Source organism: Polynucleobacter sp. es-GGE-1 (assembly GCF_018882005.1).
GTDB lineage: Bacteria > Pseudomonadota > Gammaproteobacteria > Burkholderiales > Burkholderiaceae > Polynucleobacter.
Map to the genome: position 1 here is coordinate 133,909 of NZ_JACVPE010000001.1, position 18,701 is coordinate 152,609.

Here is an 18,701-nt window from a genome sequence, read left to right on the forward strand (position 1 = left end):
AGGTAAACATAATGCGTCAAACCTCCCAAATCTCCAAATTCACTAGCTTGCGTGCTGGTTTTGTAGCCCTTTCCATTTTCGCCCTAGTTGGCGCTTCTGGCGTGGCAATTGCAGCTGATGCTGCACCTATGGCTCCAGCTGCTGAAGCTAAGGCTGCGGTTCCAGGCAAGCCAAAAACTGATCCAGCTGTTGGTGAGACTTTATATTCAAACGGCGATGTAACGCGTGGCGTTACTGCTTGTATCACTTGCCATGGCCCTAAAGGCCAAAGCGCAGTCGGTGCATGGCCAAAACTCTCTGCTCAGCATGCGGCCTATACAGCCAAGCAGTTGAAGAACTTTAAAGAAGGTAGTCGTGCTAACCCAATCATGATGGGTATGGCTGCCACTTTGACCGAACAAGATATGCAAAATATTGCTGCCTATTTAGCCAAGCAATCGATTTCACAAGGTGTTGCACAAAACAAAGACACGATTGAGTTAGGTCAAAGTATTTATCGTGGTGGTATTGCAGCAAAAGGCGTTCCTGCTTGTGCAGCATGCCACAGCCCAACGGGTGCTGGTATTCCTGCGCAGTATCCGCTCTTGGGTGGCCAGTGGGCTGAATACACCAATGCACAGTTGCTAGCTTTCCGCGAAGGTGTTCGTAAAAACAGCAGCCAAATGACGACGATTGCTACTAAGCTGTCTGATCAAGAAATGAAAGCGGTTGCTGACTACATGGCTGGTTTGCACTAAGTTATTTTCCAAGCTTTAAATAAAAACCCCGCTCATGTAGCGGGGTTTTTATTTGTCCAACACTTTTAAAGCAGTAGTAATTTTTCTCGTAAATTATTTTGGTAAAACACTTTCACTTGTAAACAAGTCCGTCGTTTTTTCACGAGCACGAATCACATAAGCATTATTTCCATCAACCATAATCTCTGCTGGTTTGGGGCGCGTGTTGTAGTTCGAGGCCATCACAAATCCATAAGCACCAGCAGAAAGAATAGCTAGAAGATCACCCTCTTCAACGGCAAGATAACGATCTCTTCCAAGCCAATCACCTGATTCGCATACAGGACCCACGATGTCATAAGTGAGTGCCTTGGCTTCTTTAGCTTGTACTGGAACGATGCCATGGTGAGCCTCATACAGGGCAGGGCGCATGAGTTCAGTCATGGCTGCGTCAACGATGCAAAAGTTTTTCTCAGCACCGGGCTTGAGGTATTCAACGGTGGTCAAAAGCACGCCAGCATTGCCTACTAGGGATCTGCCAGGCTCAAGGACAACATCTAAATGCCCAAACCCGCGTTCTGCCACTCGATTTAATAAGGTATTAGTGAAGTCGGTGATATCAGGAGGCGTTTCATCACTATAGGAAATTCCAAGACCACCACCGAGATCAAGATGATGAATAACGATGCCTTCTTTCTTTAGTTCCGCTACCAGATCCAATACTTTATCAAGCGCATCTAGGTAAGGCGCAGTCGTGGTAATTTGAGAGCCAATATGACAATCAATTCCAACGACATCAATTTGAGAGAGTTGTGCCGCTTCACGATAAGTTTTTAATACTTCGTGATACGCGATGCCAAACTTATTTCCTTTTAAACCTGTAGAGATATAGGGATGTGTTTGCGCATCGACATCAGGATTGACGCGTAAGGAAATCGGGGCACGTAGCTTAAGTTCGGTTGCAACGTGATTAATTTTGTGAAGCTCAGCAATCGATTCCACATTGATGCATTTGACACCAGCTTTGAGTGCAGTTGCAATTTCAGAAGCGGATTTACCAACGCCAGCAAATACCAAGCTCTTAGGGTCTGCGCCAATCGCTAATGCACGAGCTAATTCGCCTCCACTAACCAAATCAAAACCGGCACCAAGTTGTTTAAAGCAATCAATGACGGCTAAATTACTGTTGGCCTTCATGGCGTAGTGAACGCGTGCGCGACGATTACCTTTGTTATCCATGCAAGCTTTGTCGTACGCTTGGTATGCCTCAGTCAGTGCTTTTTTACTGTAAACGTAAAGTGGGGTACCAAATTCTTTTGCTAAATCCGCCAGCGCAATGTCTTCGGCATACCAATTGCCACTACGCTCAGTAAATCCAGATAATTTAGGAAGAGGAATTACTTTGCTTGTCATTGCTGGACCGATGATGAAGTGGCGGGTGGCGGGTAGAGTTTGCCCTTAGGCTCAGGCTCAGAAGGGGCTGTAGGAGCAGGCGGCACATTTGGTATGAACAGGGGACCTCTAACCCCACATCCCACAAGGGATATTAGGAGGCTAATACCAAGGGCTCTGTTAAGAATCGCTATCATGAATGTCTCTAAAACGAATGATTGAATATAGCATGCAGGACTCTGTTATGAATCCAAATAATTCAGGTGTGGAAACCATTGACGACAAGCAGTTTTACCAGTTGGGCAGCAATCTATTGCAGTCGATCGAAGTGGCATTAGAATCTGCCGATGATGAGTTGGATCTCGATCTGGATGTGGAGCGCCAAGGAGGCAATGTCATCAATATTCGGTTTCGGGATAAAAGCGTGATTGTGGTCAATACCCAAGCCCCGCTCCATGAAATTTGGGTAGCTGCGAAATCAGGCGGATATCACTATCGCTGGGCAGGAACCATGTCGCAGCCCCTATGGCTGGACACTAAGACTGGCAAAGAGCTTTTGAGCGATCTTTCAGAATTTGCTAGCACCCAAGCGGGGCAGCCAGTCAAGATTCAACTAATCAAGGCTTAAGCAGCCCCAGTTGCTATTAAGGTATCAATAACCTGTGCATCTGGCACACTTTTAATTTGCGCCTTACCAATTTTTTCTAGAACTACGTAGCGGATTTGCCCGCCCTCCGTTTTTTTATCAACTTGCATGAGTTCTATATAACGCTCGGTACCAAATTTTGGCGGGGCGATTGGAAGATTCATTGACTGAATAATGTTGGTTAGACGCTCAGCCTCTGCCTTGGTAATGAAATTGAGTCGGCAAGATAAGTCTGCACCAAGTACCATGCCGCATCCAACCGCTTCACCATGTAACCATTCACCGTAACCCATACCTGCCTCAATCGCATGACCAAAGGTATGCCCAAAGTTCAAGGTAGCACGAATGCCACCTTCTCTCTCGTCAGCAGAAACCACTGCGGATTTAATTTCACAAGAACGCAGGACTGCATGACCCATTGCAGCGGTATCACAGTTTAGTAATGATTTTGCATTTGCTTCAATCCAATCTAAAAATTGAGAATCTGCAATCGCACCATGTTTCACTACTTCAGCAAGGCCTGCAGATAGTTCGCGTGGTGGCAGTGTCTTCAAAGTATTCAGGTCAGCAATGACGGCAACCGGCTGATGAAAGGCGCCAATCATATTTTTACCTAAAGGATGATTGATGCCCGTTTTGCCGCCAACGGAAGAATCTACTTGAGCTAAAAGAGTGGTGGGTACTTGAATAAAGCGAATACCACGCATGAAGCTAGCAGCTGCGAAGCCAGTCATATCTCCAATTACACCGCCACCTAATGCCACCAACATGGTTTGACGATCAGCGCCGAATTTTAGAAGGTCATCAAAAATCAATTGAAGATTTTTCCAATCTTTATATGACTCACCATCTGGCAGGGTGATAGTTCTTACCGGCTTGCCAAAAGTTTCTAGAGTTTTGGTAAGGCGCTGGGCATATAGGGGGGCCACTGTTGTATTGGTGACGATGTAAATCGAGCTTGATTTTTCGCAGGCGCTAAATAACTGAGGCTGATCAATTAAGTCAGTGCCAATATAAATTGGATAGCTGCGATTACCAAGATCAACTTCAAGTGTTTTCATCATAAATTTCAAGTGGAAAGTTCAAGTTGCATGATTAAGGTGTTCACCAGCTGATTGACGCTGGGCTTACCAGTTTCAATGACATGATCAGCAATCTCGCGATATAAAGGATCACGAATGACGTATAAATTTTCTAGAATTTTTTTTGCATCCCCGTTGAGAAGCAGGGGGCGACCTTCGCCACTCTTGGTACGATGCCACAACTCAATTGGGTTAGCATGTAGATAAATGACAGTGCCTCGTTCACTCAGGGCCTTGCGATTCTCTGGCAGCAATACAGCGCCACCACCAGTAGCAAGCACGATATTTTTTTCATTCGTGACCTCACGGATGGCTTGAGCTTCGCGCTTGCGAAAGCCTTCTTCACCTTCCATCTCAAAGATGACGGGAATTTTTACACCACAACGCTCTTCAATAACATGATCAGCATCTAAAAATCGACGCCCTAATTTTTTTGCTAGAACTTTACCAACGGTCGACTTTCCGGCGCCCATGAGGCCGATTAGAAAGATATTGTTCTTTATAGAGTTCACTCTTTGATTTTATTAGGGTTTATCTAGAACGGTAGGAGTTAGGAAGACTAGGAGTTCAGTTTTATCTTTTAATTTGGATTTATGACGAAATAAATGGCCAATCAGGGGGATATCTCCCAATAGAGGCACCTTGACCTCATCCTCTCTCTCAGTTGTCTGAAATATCCCGCCAATAATCGCGGTGCCACCATTCTCAACGGTTACTTCGGAACTGAGGCTTTTGGTATCGATGGCGTAACCCTGCTCTGTTTTCATACCAATAGTGTCTTTATTGATCCCAACCAACATAGAAATTTTTCCATCAGGGTGGATTTTGGGCAAAACCTCTAAACGCAAGTTGGCTTTTCTGAACTGCAGCTTGCTACCATTTTGTGAGGTGGTTTGGTATGGCAGTTCGGTTCCTTGCTCAATTGTGGCCTTCACCTGATCTCCTGTCATGATGCGCGGATTAGAGAGAATCTTGCCCTGACCTTCCGACTCGAGTGCTGAGAGCTCCATCTGTAAAAGGCGGCTAGCGTTCTTAGAAACTAAGGTTGCCGCAACTGCTGCGGGGTTAAAGCCATTTAAGCCGGTGCCAGCCAAATCAAAGCTACTACTAATTTTGTTATCTGGAATTCCGCCTAGGGAATTTACTTGGTAACCCAGTTTGGCGCCAAGCTCACGGGCAAAGCGCTCATCCGCTTCTACAATGCGAGCCTCAATCAAGATCTGTTGTGGACTATTGATGTGATCCCCGCCAAAAGGAAGTGCAGCATCTTCGCGGCGATATTTCTGAAATGCAGCAATTTCCGCATGTGGACCAATCCAGTAGATGTCACCATTTCTGACTAAGCGCAAACCTCGGCTAGCCAAAATGGAGTGGAGGGCAGTTTGCCAAGGCGTGTTGTGAAGATCGACCGTGATCTTGCCTTTAATGGATTCGCTTAATAAAAAATTGGTGCTGCCAAGTTTGGCAAGAATTTGTAAAAGCTCAACCACATCAATATCAGTAAATTGCAAACTGATAGGCACTTCCAGCTCCTTATTTTGCACAAGCGTTCCAGCTGCGGGGGTGCTTAAAACAATCGTCAATAGGACCAGGCATAGGATGTGGTTTTTGAGTGGAAAGATCATTCAGTTTTGGCGGGTTTGAGAGTAAAAGATTTGCCTTGAGAATGGGTAAGGATGGCAAGCTCTTTATCGAGCTGGCTAAGCCTCCAATCACCCAGTGCGAGTGATCCTTTTTCAAGCATGACCGTTCCTTCCCCATTGTGGAAAAAGGCTCGCTGGGATGAGCCAATTTGGCTGAGTCCCATGTAACGCCAACGGCGAAGCTCAGCCTCGAAAGGAATTGTTTGAGGTTTAGGTTTTGTGGTTATTGATGGCTTATTGTAGTTTAATGAGTGAATGCTTACTTCTAATAAATCAATTGCATCATATAGCTCATCCTCAATTTCTAGAATTTCTTCACGTACATTAGTCAATTCTTTTTTGAGTTCTGAAATCTGGTTTTGTGCCATTGCTAGATTCGATTCCTCGGAGGCTTGCGAAGAATCGTAGGCGGTAAATAAGACAATCCCTAGACCAATTAAGCCGACAACCACTGCAATTAATATGCCAATTTTCTTGAGATCGGCTACAGATGGAATCTGACTTGGGACCTGTACTTTTGGCTGGGTTTTGGGGCTACCAGATTTACGGATTCCATGGGGGTCTGGGATCGCAGGATCATCCCCAAGTTCAGTCAAAATTTCATCAAAGGACTGCGGGGATATTTGGCGTGAAGGCATGCCCATATTCTGAAAATGTGGGAGACAAAAAACTATCAGCCTTTATTGAACTAGTGGTCGGAAAATGAGGGTTTTGGAGCTTTCGGTGGAATTGCCTAGGCACCCTATAATTTAAGCTTATGGCGCTTCCCCCAAAAGACAAGCCGACGTTTAATCAACGTCCTATTCGTCAGCCCGACAGACGTCCACGTCAGCCTCGAGTCGATCCAGGCGCGCCACGTAAATCTTCTGGTAGCCCCCTTGTTAAAGCACTGCTCATTATTGGTGTAGCCGCGGCATTCGTGGTGACGCTGATATTGGGATACGCCTTTCTGATAGCTAAACCCAATTTGCCAAAAATTTCTGCATTAACGGATTACAACCCCAAAACACCTTTGCGTATATATACGGCTGATAAGGTATTAATCGGCGAGTTTGGTGAAGAACGCCGCAAAGTCATTCCGCTGAGTGAAATTCCAGCGAGCATGAAAAACGCTGTATTGGCCATTGAGGATGATCGCTTCTACTCTCATGGTGGCGTAGATTATGTGGGAATCATTCGGGCGGCAGCAACTAATTTGCGAGGCAACCTTTCACAGGGTGCCTCGACTATTACGATGCAGGTTGCTCGCAATTTCTTCTTGAGTAATGAGAAAACTTTTAGCAGGAAAATTTATGAAGTCTTGTTAGCCTGGGAAATTGAATCTCAGTTAACCAAGGATAAGATCCTTGAAATCTATATGAACCAAATTTTCTTGGGCCAGCGGGCATATGGATTTTCTAGTGCAGCACAGATTTATTTCGGCAAGGACTTAAAAGATATCTCGATTGCAGAATCGGCGATGTTGGCCGGATTACCTAAAGCCCCTTCGGCATACAACCCAGTGACTAATTACAGGCGCGCAAAGATTCGTCAAGAATATATTTTGCAGCGCATGCGCGATCTTGGCTACATCAGTACTGAGCAATACCAAAAAGCAATGGCCGAGGAGTTGCGCATCCGTGGACTAGGTAATGAGTTTGCAGTGCGCGCAGATTTCCCTGCCGAGATGGTCCGCCAATTACTGTTTAGTCAATACGGCGAAGCAATCTATTCTCAAGGGATCGATGTATACACCACCATCTTGAAGGCCGACCAAGACGCCGCTTATAAAGCAGTGCGTCGTGGAATATTCGAGTATGACCTGCGCCACGCATACCGCGGTCCAGAAGGCTTTATCGATTTACCTCAAGAGCAGGTGAAACGTCAGCGCGCTATCGACGAAGCCTTGTTAGCCTATCCTCAGTTGGATGACTTGCAGTCTGGTGTTGTGTTGGATGTAAAGCCAAAGGAAATGCAGGTGATGATTTCTACTGGCGACACTATTACGCTCAAGGGCGATGGCATGAAGTTAGCCGCAGCTTCTTTGACTGACAGTACTCAGCCCAAAAAGCGTCTACGTTCAGGCGCAGTGGTGAGATTGCTATCGGACGGTGGTGTATGGAAACTGGCGCAATTGCCACAGGTTGAAGCTGCCTTTGTATCCATGAATGCAAATACGGGCGCGATTCTCTCCTTGGTAGGAGGGTTTGATTTCCGTCGCAATCAATTTAATCACGTGACCCAGGCCTTACGTCAGCCAGGCTCTTCATTCAAGCCGTTTATTTATGCTGCAGCAATTGAAAAAGGTTTTACGCCAAGCACGATGGTCAATGACGCACCTTTATCCATAGGCAGCTTAGAGACCGGCAGCCAAGCGTGGGAGCCAAAAAACTACGATGGTAAATATGACGGCATGATGCGTTTGCGTAATGCTTTGGCCAAATCTAAGAACTTAGTATCCGTCCGTATTATTCGAGCGATTGGTCCCTCATATGCTCAGGAATTTATTCAACGATTTGGTTTTGAGCCAGAGAAACATCCACCTTATCTGACCATGGCTTTGGGTGCGGGATCAGTAACACCTTTGCAAATGGCTTCCGCATATAGTGTGTTTGCAAATGGCGGTTATCGGGTAGATCCATTCTTGATCGATAAGATGGTTGATGCGAAAGGCACTATTTTGTTTGACGCTAAACCAACACGCGTAGGTGATGGCGCCCCTCGTGTTTTAGATGCTCGTACTGCCTTCGTGATGGATAGCATGCTGCAAGAAGTGACCAAGACAGGTACTGCTGCATCGGCCCGCGTCAAGCTTGGGCGTAACGATATTGCTGGTAAGACGGGCACTACTAATGAATCCCATGATGCCTGGTTTGCAGGTTACAACCCTCAAGTTGTTGCCATTGCTTGGATTGGTTTTGATAAGCCAGCCAGTTTGGGTGATCGTGAAACAGGTGGCGGCCTTGCTTTACCAATATGGATTGCTTACATGACGACCGCTTTGAGAGATTCTCCACAAGAATCACGTCCTGTTCCAGAGGGTGTAACGCAAGCGGATGGCGATTGGTTTATTCCTGAGTTCTCTCGCAGTGGTGGAGTACGCGAACTACAGTAGTTCGTCATCACCATGGCTCGGCAAGCTCGCACTGTCATACCTGGCCAAGCAATGCATGTGATGGTGCGTGGCAATAATCGCGAAACACTTTTCTTTAGCGATGATGATCGACGGATTTATTTGGAATGGTTGCGTCAAGCAGCAAAACAGTTTGCTTGCGCTGTTCATGCGTTTGCATTAATGCCAAATCATGTGCATTTATTAATGACCCCCCAAAATGACGATTCATTGGCAAAGACAATGCAGTCTTTAGGTCGTCGCTATGCCCAGTACTTTAATCAACAGCATCATCGCTCTGGAACAATTTGGGAGGGGAGGTATCGCTCATCTCTCATTGACCCCAATTATTTTTTGCGTTGCCAGCGCTATATTGAGTTGAATCCAGTAAGGGCTGGATATGAATCTAATCCTCAGGATTCAGTCTGGACTAGCTTTACCACTCATATTGGGGGAAATGCAGAACCGTGGTTGGTTGATCATCAGCATTTTTGGAAGTTGGGCAATACCCCCTTTGAGAGACAAATGAAGTGGGCCGAGTTTGTCAAAGAGGGCGCCCCTCACTGGGAAGACCAACAAATCACCGAATCTTTGGTCCGTTCAAAGCCTTGGATAAGCGATATTTATGCCAAAAAGCTATTCAAAGATGCTCCTGAGTTGGTTCAGATCCGAACTCGAGGACGTCCAAAGAAAATAAACCCTTTAAATACAAAAGGATAGGGTTTATTGAGTAGTATTTGAAGTTCTGCTTACCTCGAGTCTGTCCCTAATTAAAAAACGGATTATGGTTTCGCCTGAAAATAAATGGGACAGAGTCATTTTATTTCTATTGCATCGGTATGGGTATTCCCCTATATTTGATCCTCCAAAAGTTATTAGGCCTTTGTCGCCCTCGGAAATACTATGACCACACAACTCAATTCAGTTCTTCGTCCTATTGCTCAAGGTTTATATGACCCACGCAATGAGCATGACGCTTGCGGCGTAGGTTTTGTTGCCCACATCAAGGGTAAGAAATCACACGAGATTGTTTCTCAGGGCCTCCAGATTTTGGAGAACTTAGATCACCGTGGCGCAGTTGGCGCTGACCCACTGATGGGTGACGGTGCAGGAATTTTGATTCAGATCCCGGATACTTTGTATCGCGAGGAGATGGCCAAGCAAGGAGTCGCATTGCCTCCATACGGTGAGTATGGTGTTGGCATGATTTTCTTGCCAAAAGAAAATGCATCACGTTTAGCATGCGAACAAGAGTTAGAGCGCACCGTGCGTTTAGAAGGTCAGGTTGTTTTAGGCTGGAGAGATGTGCCGGTAGATGTGAAGTTGCCGATGTCTCCAACGGTGCAAATGACAGAGCCATTCATTCGTCAAATTTTTATCGGTCGCGGGCGTGACATCATGACAACGGATGCACTGGAGCGCAAGTTATATGTGATTCGTAAAACAGCAAGTCATGCTATTCAAGATTTGCATTTGAAGCATGGCAAAGAATATTTCGTAGCATCGATGTCTGCACGGACGATTGTGTACAAAGGTTTGTTATTAGCAAATCAAGTAGGTGCGTACTATCAAGATTTACAGGATCAGCGGACTGTATCTGCTTTAGCCCTAGTACATCAACGCTTCTCTACCAACACCTTCCCAGCTTGGGAGTTGGCTCACCCATACCGCATGATTGCGCACAATGGTGAGATCAATACAGTTAAGGGTAACGTGAATTGGGTTAATGCACGTGAAGGTGCAATCAGCTCCCCAGTGCTCGGTGATGACTTAAAAAAACTCTGGCCACTCATTTATCCAGGTCAGTCGGATACTGCCTGCTTTGATAACTGCTTAGAGTTATTGGTAATGTCTGGCTATCCATTGGCACAAGCCATGATGATGATGATTCCTGAGGCATGGGAACAACATACCTTGATGGATGACAACCGCCGCGCATTTTATGAATACCACGCAGCCATGATGGAGCCATGGGATGGCCCTGCTGCAATGGCATTTACTGATGGTCGTCAAATTGGTGCAACTTTGGATCGCAATGGTTTGCGCCCAGCACGTTATTACGTAACGGATGATGACTTGGTCATCATGGCTTCTGAGGCTGGCGTGTTAGCAATTCCTGAAAGCAAGATTGTTCAAAAATGGCGTCTGCAACCAGGCAAGATGTTCATGATCGATATGGAACAAGGTCGCATCATTGATGACATTGAACTTAAGAATGCTGTCTCTAAAGCCAAGCCCTATAAGAGCTGGATTGATGCAGTGCGCGTGAAGTTGGATGAAGTGGATGCCAGCAAGGCAGATCTAATTGATGAGAAGACAACCATTCGTCCAGCAGCAAAATTACTCGATCGCCAACAAGCATTTGGTTATACCCAAGAAGATATCAAATACCTGATGGCTCCAATGGCCATGAATGGTGAAGAGGCAATCGGATCAATGGGTAATGACAGTCCGTTGGCTGTTCTCTCAAACAAGAACAAGCCTCTCTATAGCTACTTCAAACAATTGTTTGCGCAGGTCACCAATCCGCCGATTGATCCAATCCGCGAAAACATGGTGATGTCTTTGGTTTCTTTCATTGGGCCTAAGCCTAATTTGTTAGATACCAACAATATCAATCCTCCAATGCGCTTAGAGGTGAGTCAGCCGATTTTGGATTTTGATGACATCACTAAGATTCGTCACATTGGTCACTACACCAATGGTAAATTCCGTTCTTACGAGTTAGACATTTGCTATCCAGCAGTATGGGGTAAAGCCGGTATCGAAGCGCGCTTAGCATCTTTGTGTGCGGAAGCTGCTGACGCTGTTCGTTCTGGCTACAACATCTTGATCGTCAGTGATCGTCAAGTGGATGAGAGGCACGTTGCTATTCCTGCATTGTTGGCGACTTCAGCAATTCACCAGCACTTGGTTCAAAAAGGTTTGCGTACCAGCGTTGGTCTCGTAGTAGAGACCGGCAGTGCGCGCGAGACCCACCACTTTGCGCTCTTGGCAGGTTATGGTGCGGAAGCTATTCATCCATACCTCGCACTGGAAACTTTGGCTGAGATGGCTAAAGGCTTGTCAGGAGATTTATCTGCTGAAAAAGCCGTGAAGAATTTCGTGAAAGCAGTTGGTAAGGGCTTGCAAAAAGTCATGTCCAAAATGGGCATCTCTACCTACATGTCTTATACCGGCTCACAGATTTTCGAAGCAATCGGCCTAAACCACGACATCATCGATCAGTACTTTGAAGGGACTCCATCTAATGTTGGTGGTATCGGCGTATTTGAAGTGGCTGAAGAAGCCTTGCGCATGCACGGTGCTGCATTTGGTAATGATCCAGTATTGACCAATATGTTAGATGCTGGTGGTGAATATGCATTCCGTATTCGTGGTGAGGACCATATGTGGACACCTGACACGATTGCGAAGTTGCAACACTCTACTCGCACTGGTGCGGAGAAGGGCTACCAGACTTATAAAGAGTACGCCAACATTATTAATGACCAAACTAAGCGTCAGATGACTTTGCGTGGTTTGTTTGAGTTCAAGCTTGATCCAAGTAAAGCTATTCCACTGGATGAAGTTGAGTCTGCAAAAGAAATCGTTAAACGTTTTGCAACAGGTGCGATGTCTTTGGGTTCGATCTCTACTGAAGCGCACGCTACTCTAGCGATTGCGATGAATCGTATTGGCGGTAAATCCAATACGGGAGAAGGTGGCGAAGATCCCAATCGTTATGTAAATGAACTCAAAGGTATCCCAATTAAGAAGGGCGAAACCCTCTCTAGCATCTTAGGCAGTGATGTCGTTGAAGCTAATATTCCATTGCTTGATGGCGACTCATTACGCTCTAAGATTAAACAAGTAGCTTCTGGTCGTTTTGGCGTCACTACTGAGTATCTCCGTTCGGCTGATCAGATTCAGATCAAAATGGCGCAAGGTGCAAAGCCAGGTGAGGGTGGTCAATTACCAGGCGGAAAAGTATCTGACTACATTGGTAAGTTGCGTTTCTCTGTACCGGGCGTTGGTTTGATTTCTCCTCCTCCACACCATGACATTTATTCAATTGAAGATATCGCCCAGTTGATTCACGATTTGAAAAACGTCAATCCAAAAGCCGACGTTTCAGTCAAGTTGGTTTCTGAAGTAGGTGTTGGTACAGTTGCTGCTGGCGTTGCTAAGGCCAAAGCAGATCACGTTGTGATTGCTGGTCATGATGGCGGTACTGGCGCTTCACCGCTCTCCTCAATCAAGCATGCTGGTTCACCATGGGAACTTGGGTTAGCTGAAACTCAGCAAACCTTGGTTCTAAATGGTTTGCGTAGCCGTATTCGTGTTCAGGCTGACGGCCAAATGAAGACGGGTCGCGATGTGGTAATCGGCGCTTTATTGGGAGCGGATGAGTTCGGTTTTGCAACAGCTCCATTGGTAGTTGAGGGTTGCATCATGATGCGTAAGTGTCATTTGAATACCTGCCCAGTAGGTGTTGCTACTCAAGACCCAGAACTCCGTAAGAAGTTTTCTGGTAAACCTGAGCATGTTGTGAACTTCTTCTTCTTTATCGCAGAAGAAGCGCGCGAGATCATGGCGCAATTGGGTATTCGTAAGTTCGATGACTTGATTGGTCGAGTTGATTTGTTAGATACCCGTAAGGGCATTGAGAATTGGAAGGTGCATGGCCTAGACTTCAGCAGGATCTTTGCTGAACCTCAAGTGGCTGCAGACGTTCCACGTTATCAAGTGCTCACCCAAGATCATGGTTTGGCAAGTGCGCTTGACAATATTTTGATTGAGAAGAGTGAGCCTGCCTTAGAGCGTGGTGAGAAAGTCTCTTTCATTGTTCCAGTCAAGAACGTGAACCGCACAGTAGGCGCAATGCTCTCTGGTGAAGTAGCGCAGCGCTATGGTCATGCAGGTTTGCCTGATGACACTATCCACATTCAATTAAATGGCACTGCTGGTCAAAGCTTCGCAGCCTTCTTGGCACGCGGCATCACTTTAGATTTAGTTGGCGATGGAAATGACTACGTGGGTAAAGGTTTATCCGGCGGTCGCGTCATTGTTCGTGCTCCACATGAGTTCCGTGGCGATACGGCGAAGAACATCATTGTTGGCAACACTGTTCTGTACGGTGCAATCGCTGGTGAAGCATTCTTTAATGGCGTTGCTGGTGAACGTTTCGCAGTTCGCAACTCTGGCGCGACTACTGTTGTTGAAGGCACTGGTGACCATGGTTGCGAGTACATGACTGGTGGAACCGTAGTCGTGTTGGGTACAACTGGTCGTAACTTTGCTGCTGGTATGAGCGGCGGTATTGCTTATGTCTATGACGAAGATGGTTTATTCGATAAGCGTTGCAATACCAGCATGGCGACTTTGGAAAAAGTCCTGCCTTCTGCCGAACAGAGCGCCAAGATGCCGAAGTCTGAGTGGCATGCTCCTGTCGATGTTAAAGATGGCGGCGAGCGTTTAACCGACGAACAAATCTTGAAGAGCTTTATTGAGCGTCATTTCCGCTATACCGGTTCAGAGCGCGCTAAAGCAATCTTGGCTGATTGGGAAAATGCCCGCGGTCGTTTTATGAAGGTTCTCCCCACTGAGTACAAGCGTGCTTTAGGTGAGTTGTGGGAAAAGGCTCAGAAGAAAACGGTCGCTGCTTAAGTAGCTTAAGTAAACAGATAGACGGATATTAAGAAAAGATACTAAGGATTAGATATGGGTAAGGTCACTGGATTTATGGAGTTTGAGCGCGTCGATGAGACATACGAAGCGCCCACTAAACGCCTCCACCACTATAAAGAATTCGTTGTAGCGTTAACTGACGAAGAAGCCAGAGTTCAGGGCGCGCGTTGTATGGACTGTGGTATTCCGTTCTGTAATAACGGCTGCCCAGTGAATAACATCATTCCAGACTTCAATGACTTGGTGTTTCATAACGATTGGAAGAATGCCTTAGATGTTTTGCAGTCTACTAATAACTTCCCAGAATTTACGGGTCGTATTTGTCCGGCACCTTGCGAAGCTGCTTGTACATTAGGCATTAATCGTGCACCCGTTGGCATTAAGTCCATTGAGCACGCCATTATTGATAAGGGCTGGGAAAGCGGCTGGGTAAAGCCACAGCCCTCTAAAACGAAGACTGGCAAGAAGGTAGCGATTGTTGGTGGTGGTCCTGCAGGTATGGCAGCCGCCCAACAATTAGCGCGCGTTGGTCATGACGTGACCGTGTTTGAGAAGAACGATCGTGTTGGTGGTTTACTGCGCTACGGTATTCCAGATTTCAAAATGGAGAAGTGGCTGATTGATCGCCGTGTAGAGCAGATGCAAGCCGAAGGCGTGAAATTTGAAACAGGCGTTTTTGTTGGTAAAGAAGCCATGGGTGCAGAAGTAAAAAATTACTCTACCAAGACTGTTTCGCCTGAGCAGTTAATGAAAGATTTTGATGCAGTGGTCATTACTGGTGGCGCTGAGCAACCACGTGATCTGCCAGTACCGGGTCGTGAATTGGCTGGTGTGCACTATGCATTGGATTTCTTGATTCCCCAAAACAAAGAAAATGCAGGCGACTTTAAGAACGAAATTCGTGCAACTGATAAACACGTTGTCGTGATTGGTGGCGGTGATACGGGTTCTGATTGCGTGGGGACATCGAACCGTCATGGCGCGACCAAGATCACGCAGTTTGAGCTGCTTCCTCAGCCACCAGAAGAAGAGAACAAGCCATTGGTATGGCCTTATTGGCCAACCAAGTTGCGTACCTCCTCTTCGCACGAAGAAGGTTGTGATCGCGATTGGTCAGTGGGAACCAAACGTTTTGAAGGTAAAAACGGTAAGGTAGAAAAATTGATTGGTGTTCGTTTGGAATGGAAAGACGGCAAGATGACCGAAGTTCCCAATTCTGAATTTGAGATCAAGGCAGATTTGGTGCTTTTAGCTATGGGCTTTGTATCACCAGTTCAGCAGGTGCTCAATGCATTTGGCGTTGACAAAGATGCTCGTGGCAATGCTAAAGCCACGGTAGATGGTCAAAATGCCTATCAAACTAACGTTTCCAAGGTTTTTGCTGCGGGGGATATGCGCCGCGGTCAATCCTTAGTAGTTTGGGCAATTCGTGAAGGTCGCCAATGCGCCCAAGCAGTAGACCAGTACTTAATGGGGTCATCTGTTTTACCCCGATAATATTGGGGATATGAATAGTCCTCGGCCAAGCTCATTGGATGTCAAAAAATCTCTAGGTGAAGTTGTCGTCTCTATTAAAGACGTCAACTTTTCCTATGCCCCTGGCGAGCGACAAATTTTGTCAGGGCTTAATATGGAGTTCCGTCGTGGCCAGGTAGTTGCCGTAATGGGCGGATCTGGCTGTGGTAAGACGACGATTCTGCGTTTAATTGGTGGTCAATTCACCGCCCAATCTGGACAGGTCTTATTCGAAGGTCAGGATATTGGCAAGATGAGTAGCAAGGAATTAATGGCTGCCCGTCGTCGCATGGGAATGCTTTTTCAATTCGGCGCCTTGTTTACCGATCTGAGTGTTTTTGAAAACGTCGCGTTTCCATTACGTGAACATACCGATTTAAGTGAAGAGCTTTTGCGCTCACTCGTACTCATGAAATTAAATGCAGTCGGTTTGCGTGGCGCACGCGATTTAATGCCCTCGCAAATTTCGGGTGGTATGGCAAGACGAGTAGCCCTGGCTAGAGCAATTGCATTAGATCCTCCACTCATCATGTACGACGAGCCCTTTGCAGGCTTGGATCCCATTTCTTTGGGCATTACAGCCAGGCTCATTCGCGATCTGAACAATGCCCTAGGGGCCACGAGCCTATTGGTCACGCACGATGTTGAAGAAACCTTTGAGATTGCAGATTATGTATATTTCATTGCGAATGGCAGCATTGGTGCACAAGGTACACCTGAGGAATTAAGTCGTTCCACAGATCCTTTTGTCAGACAGTTTTTAGACGCCGCGCCTGATGGTCCGGTGCCATTTCATTACCCGGGCCAAAGCTTGGAAGAAGATTTTGGAGTGAGGGCTTGATGACTGCAATCCTCAATCTTTTTGGTGACCTCGGATTTTTTATTCGTCGTAACTTAATTAGTCTTGGACTAGCTACGCGCATGTTTGCTGCAGTCATTTGGCGCTCAGGTTTTTTATTGAAAAGACCACGCTTAGTTGTGGATCAAATTTTATTTGTTGGCAATCACTCATTTGTGATTATTGCTGTCTCCGGTTTGTTTGTTGGGTTTGTTTTGGGTCTCCAGGGTTACTACACCTTAAACCGCTATGGCTCAGAACAAGCTTTAGGTTTATTGGTTGCTTTGTCCCTTACGCGTGAGTTGGGCCCAGTCATTACGGCCTTATTGTTTGCGGGGCGTGCCGGCACTTCTTTAACTGCAGAAATTGGGCTAATGAAAGCGGGTGAACAGTTAAGTGCCATGGAGATGATGGCGGTAGACCCATTGGGCCGTGTGATTGCCCCGCGTCTGTGGGCTGGCATTATTTCTATGCCGATCTTGGCAACGATTTTTACGGCTGTGGGCGTGATGGGCGGTTATTTTGTTGGCGTTCCTTTAATTGGGGTCGATTCGGGGGCGTTTTGGTCACAAATGCAGGGTGGGGTGGATCTCTTTTCCGATATTGGAAATGGCTTAATTAAAAGCTTGGTATTCGGTGTGGCAGTGACTTTCATAGCCCTGTATCAAGGCTATGAGGCAAAACCAACGCCTGAAGGTGTTTCACAGGCAACCACACGTACCGTGGTGATTTCTTCTTTGTCGGTTTTAGCGTTGGATTTCTTGCTCACCGCAATGATGTTCTCAAATTAGAAAGAATAAACTAGGGTTCTTATGAGAAAAAGTGCAATTGATATCTGGGTAGGAATTTTTGTTGCCATTGGTTTGCTGGCAGCGTTATTTCTTGCATTAAAAGTTGGCAATATGAATGCTGTTTCATTTGCGCCGACATATAAAATTTCTGCGCGCTTTGACAATATCGGTGGACTCAAACCACGTGCGCCTGTCAAGAGTGCTGGTGTCGTAGTGGGGCGCATCGCCAATATTTCATTCGATGATAAAACCTATCAAGCAACTGTTGTGATGACGATAGAAGATTCTTATAAGTTTCCCAAAGATTCATCGGCAAAGATTTTGACTTCAGGTCTATTGGGTGAGCAGTACATTGGGCTAGAAGCTGGCGGGTCAGATGATATGTTAACTAATGGTGAAAAGATTTCACAAACCCAATCAGCGATTGTTTTAGAAAATCTGATTAGTCAGTTCCTCTACAACAAGGCTGCTGATAGCGGCCAAGAGAAGAGCACAGCAAAATAATGTTGTCAGCAGTCAGGTTCATCAGCAAGCTTAGGCAATGCATCTTGCTTTGCATGGCTGTTGCATTGGTGGGCTGCGCTTCTATTCCTGCGGGAGTTGAGCCTTCTCCCCATGATCCATGGGAGCCTTTCAATCGCTCTGTCTTTGAATTTAACGAAGGCCTAGATGCTTATTTGTTAAAGCCGGTGGTTGCTGGTTATCGTTTTGTATTGCCTGAGTTTGTTCGCGACGGTATCTATAACTTCTTTAGTAACTACGGCGATATCTATAACATTTTCTATAACTTATTACAGGGTAAGCCTGGTTATGCTTTCAATGATTTCATGCGTGTCGCTGTGAATACAACGATGGGTTTTGGAGGCTTTATAGATTTAGCTACTCCAGGTGGTCTTGAGAAGCATAAAGAAGACTGGGGTCAAACCTTTGGTGTATGGGGTGTGCCTGCTGGTCCTTATGTTGTTCTGCCTTTCTTTGGTCCAAGTAACATACGCGATACCTTCGGTACAGTCGCTGATCTAGAGTCTGATTACCTATTTAAGTATGTAAAAGATGTGGGTCTACGTAATAGCATCACTGGTTTGCGTGTATTAAATGCACGTAATACCTATTATGAGGCGGGCGATCTTTTGGATGGAGCTGCTATTGATAAGTACAGCTTCATGCGAGATGCCTATATTCAAAGGCGTCAATATCAGATTAATGAGGGGCGTGATGACGAAGAGCCTCAGATGCCGGTTTACGAAAACCCTTACCAGTAAGCACAGCGCTCAAGGGTTGGTGTAAAGGGCTAAAATGAGCCCTCAATGAGTTCAA

At 46.1% G+C, this 18,701-nt stretch carries 16 protein-coding genes; 10 read left to right on the forward strand and 6 right to left on the reverse strand.

All coding sequences use genetic code 11. The annotated features are described in order from the left end of the window. Positions 1-11 precede the first annotated feature (11 nt). On the forward strand, positions 12-737 hold the full coding sequence (locus ICN35_RS00785; RefSeq protein WP_216123470.1) for a cytochrome c: 726 nt from the start codon (positions 12-14) through the stop codon (positions 735-737). A 93-nt stretch (positions 738-830) separates the two neighbouring features. Here the strand turns inward: ICN35_RS00785 and lysA are convergent, their stop codons facing one another. Then, the gene (gene lysA, locus ICN35_RS00790) at positions 831-2,129 is read right to left on the reverse strand and encodes a diaminopimelate decarboxylase (RefSeq protein WP_216860784.1); all 1,299 of its coding nucleotides are present in this window, start codon (positions 2,127-2,129) and stop codon (positions 831-833) included. After that, the gene (locus tag ICN35_RS11460; RefSeq protein ID WP_223146553.1) at positions 2,126-2,305 is read right to left on the reverse strand and encodes a lipoprotein; all 180 of its coding nucleotides are present in this window, start codon (positions 2,303-2,305) and stop codon (positions 2,126-2,128) included. The genes lysA and ICN35_RS11460 overlap by 4 nt, the downstream gene beginning before the upstream one ends. 47 nt (positions 2,306-2,352) lie before the next feature. On the opposite strand from ICN35_RS11460, the gene cyaY reads away from it, so the two are divergent. Then, positions 2,353-2,736 (forward strand): iron donor protein CyaY, encoded by a 384-nt coding sequence (gene cyaY / locus ICN35_RS00795; protein ID WP_215296118.1) that lies wholly within the window; start codon positions 2,353-2,355, stop codon positions 2,734-2,736. Here the strand turns inward: cyaY and aroB are convergent. From aroB to ICN35_RS00815, 4 genes are read right to left on the reverse strand one after another with little or no spacing between them, the layout of a single operon-like run. Beyond that, the gene (gene aroB, locus ICN35_RS00800) at positions 2,733-3,815 is read right to left on the reverse strand and encodes a 3-dehydroquinate synthase (RefSeq protein ID WP_255535654.1); all 1,083 of its coding nucleotides are present in this window, start codon (positions 3,813-3,815) and stop codon (positions 2,733-2,735) included. The two genes, cyaY and aroB, sit on opposite strands and share 4 nt — an antisense overlap. Positions 3,816-3,823: 8 nt before the next feature. Further along, entirely contained in the window at positions 3,824-4,348 is a 525-nt protein-coding gene (locus ICN35_RS00805; RefSeq protein WP_216123474.1) for a shikimate kinase, read from the reverse strand. Positions 4,349-4,360: 12 nt separating this feature from the next. Next, positions 4,361-5,461 carry a secretin and TonB N-terminal domain-containing protein gene (locus ICN35_RS00810; protein ID WP_255535656.1) on the reverse strand — a complete coding sequence of 367 codons (1,101 nt, stop codon included), beginning with the start codon at positions 5,459-5,461 and terminating at the stop codon, positions 4,361-4,363. After that, positions 5,458-6,117: a hypothetical protein gene (locus ICN35_RS00815; RefSeq protein WP_216123476.1), complete on the reverse strand. Its 660-nt coding sequence runs from the start codon at positions 6,115-6,117 to the stop codon at positions 5,458-5,460. The genes ICN35_RS00810 and ICN35_RS00815 overlap by 4 nt, the downstream gene beginning before the upstream one ends. Before the next feature lie 119 nt (positions 6,118-6,236). Between ICN35_RS00815 and ICN35_RS00820 the strand changes: the two genes are divergently transcribed. The 8 genes from ICN35_RS00820 (at position 6,237) to ICN35_RS00855 (ending at position 18,646) form a co-directional block, all read left to right on the forward strand. Continuing rightward, entirely contained in the window at positions 6,237-8,573 is a 2,337-nt protein-coding gene (locus ICN35_RS00820) for a penicillin-binding protein 1A (protein WP_216123478.1), read from the forward strand. Positions 8,574-8,585: 12 nt separating this feature from the next. After that, positions 8,586-9,290, forward strand: a complete 705-nt coding sequence (locus ICN35_RS00825) for a transposase (protein WP_216123481.1) — start codon at positions 8,586-8,588, stop codon at positions 9,288-9,290. Positions 9,291-9,473: 183 nt separating this feature from the next. Beyond that, the gene (locus tag ICN35_RS00830; protein ID WP_216123482.1) at positions 9,474-14,219 is read left to right on the forward strand and encodes a glutamate synthase-related protein; all 4,746 of its coding nucleotides are present in this window, start codon (positions 9,474-9,476) and stop codon (positions 14,217-14,219) included. A 54-nt stretch (positions 14,220-14,273) separates the two neighbouring features. Continuing rightward, positions 14,274-15,737, forward strand: a complete 1,464-nt coding sequence (locus ICN35_RS00835) for a glutamate synthase subunit beta (protein WP_216123484.1) — start codon at positions 14,274-14,276, stop codon at positions 15,735-15,737. 10 nt (positions 15,738-15,747) lie between these two features. Beyond that, the gene (locus tag ICN35_RS00840; RefSeq protein WP_216123486.1) at positions 15,748-16,596 is read left to right on the forward strand and encodes an ABC transporter ATP-binding protein; all 849 of its coding nucleotides are present in this window, start codon (positions 15,748-15,750) and stop codon (positions 16,594-16,596) included. Further along, complete coding sequence (mlaE, locus tag ICN35_RS00845) at positions 16,596-17,384, forward strand: lipid asymmetry maintenance ABC transporter permease subunit MlaE (protein WP_215319484.1); 789 nt, start codon at positions 16,596-16,598, stop codon at positions 17,382-17,384. Before ICN35_RS00840 ends, mlaE begins: the two co-directional genes overlap by 1 nt. 21 nt (positions 17,385-17,405) lie before the next feature. Next, on the forward strand, positions 17,406-17,888 hold the full coding sequence (gene mlaD / locus ICN35_RS00850) for an outer membrane lipid asymmetry maintenance protein MlaD (protein ID WP_215296128.1): 483 nt from the start codon (positions 17,406-17,408) through the stop codon (positions 17,886-17,888). Between the two features lie 53 nt (positions 17,889-17,941). Beyond that, entirely contained in the window at positions 17,942-18,646 is a 705-nt protein-coding gene (locus ICN35_RS00855; protein WP_255535658.1) for a VacJ family lipoprotein, read from the forward strand. The last annotated feature ends 55 nt before the right edge of the window (positions 18,647-18,701 follow it).

Excerpts from the sequence above, each read along its gene's own strand:
- ICN35_RS00785 (WP_216123470.1), top strand. The coding sequence starts at position 12 with ATGCGTCAAACCTCCCAAATCTCCAAATTCACTAGCTTGCGTGCTGGT.
- lysA (WP_216860784.1), bottom strand. The coding sequence starts at position 2,129 with ATGACAAGCAAAGTAATTCCTCTTCCTAAATTATCTGGATTTACTGAG.
- ICN35_RS11460 (WP_223146553.1), bottom strand. The coding sequence starts at position 2,305 with ATGATAGCGATTCTTAACAGAGCCCTTGGTATTAGCCTCCTAATATCC.
- cyaY (WP_215296118.1), top strand. The coding sequence starts at position 2,353 with ATGAATCCAAATAATTCAGGTGTGGAAACCATTGACGACAAGCAGTTT.
- aroB (WP_255535654.1), bottom strand. The coding sequence starts at position 3,815 with ATGAAAACACTTGAAGTTGATCTTGGTAATCGCAGCTATCCAATTTAT.
- ICN35_RS00810 (WP_255535656.1), bottom strand. The coding sequence starts at position 5,461 with ATGATCTTTCCACTCAAAAACCACATCCTATGCCTGGTCCTATTGACG.
- ICN35_RS00815 (WP_216123476.1), bottom strand. The coding sequence starts at position 6,117 with ATGCCTTCACGCCAAATATCCCCGCAGTCCTTTGATGAAATTTTGACT.
- ICN35_RS00820 (WP_216123478.1), top strand. The coding sequence starts at position 6,237 with ATGGCGCTTCCCCCAAAAGACAAGCCGACGTTTAATCAACGTCCTATT.
- ICN35_RS00825 (WP_216123481.1), top strand. The coding sequence starts at position 8,586 with ATGGCTCGGCAAGCTCGCACTGTCATACCTGGCCAAGCAATGCATGTG.
- ICN35_RS00830 (WP_216123482.1), top strand. The coding sequence starts at position 9,474 with ATGACCACACAACTCAATTCAGTTCTTCGTCCTATTGCTCAAGGTTTA.
- ICN35_RS00835 (WP_216123484.1), top strand. The coding sequence starts at position 14,274 with ATGGGTAAGGTCACTGGATTTATGGAGTTTGAGCGCGTCGATGAGACA.
- ICN35_RS00840 (WP_216123486.1), top strand. The coding sequence starts at position 15,748 with ATGAATAGTCCTCGGCCAAGCTCATTGGATGTCAAAAAATCTCTAGGT.
- mlaE (WP_215319484.1), top strand. The coding sequence starts at position 16,596 with ATGACTGCAATCCTCAATCTTTTTGGTGACCTCGGATTTTTTATTCGT.
- mlaD (WP_215296128.1), top strand. The coding sequence starts at position 17,406 with ATGAGAAAAAGTGCAATTGATATCTGGGTAGGAATTTTTGTTGCCATT.
- ICN35_RS00855 (WP_255535658.1), top strand. The coding sequence starts at position 17,942 with ATGGCTGTTGCATTGGTGGGCTGCGCTTCTATTCCTGCGGGAGTTGAG.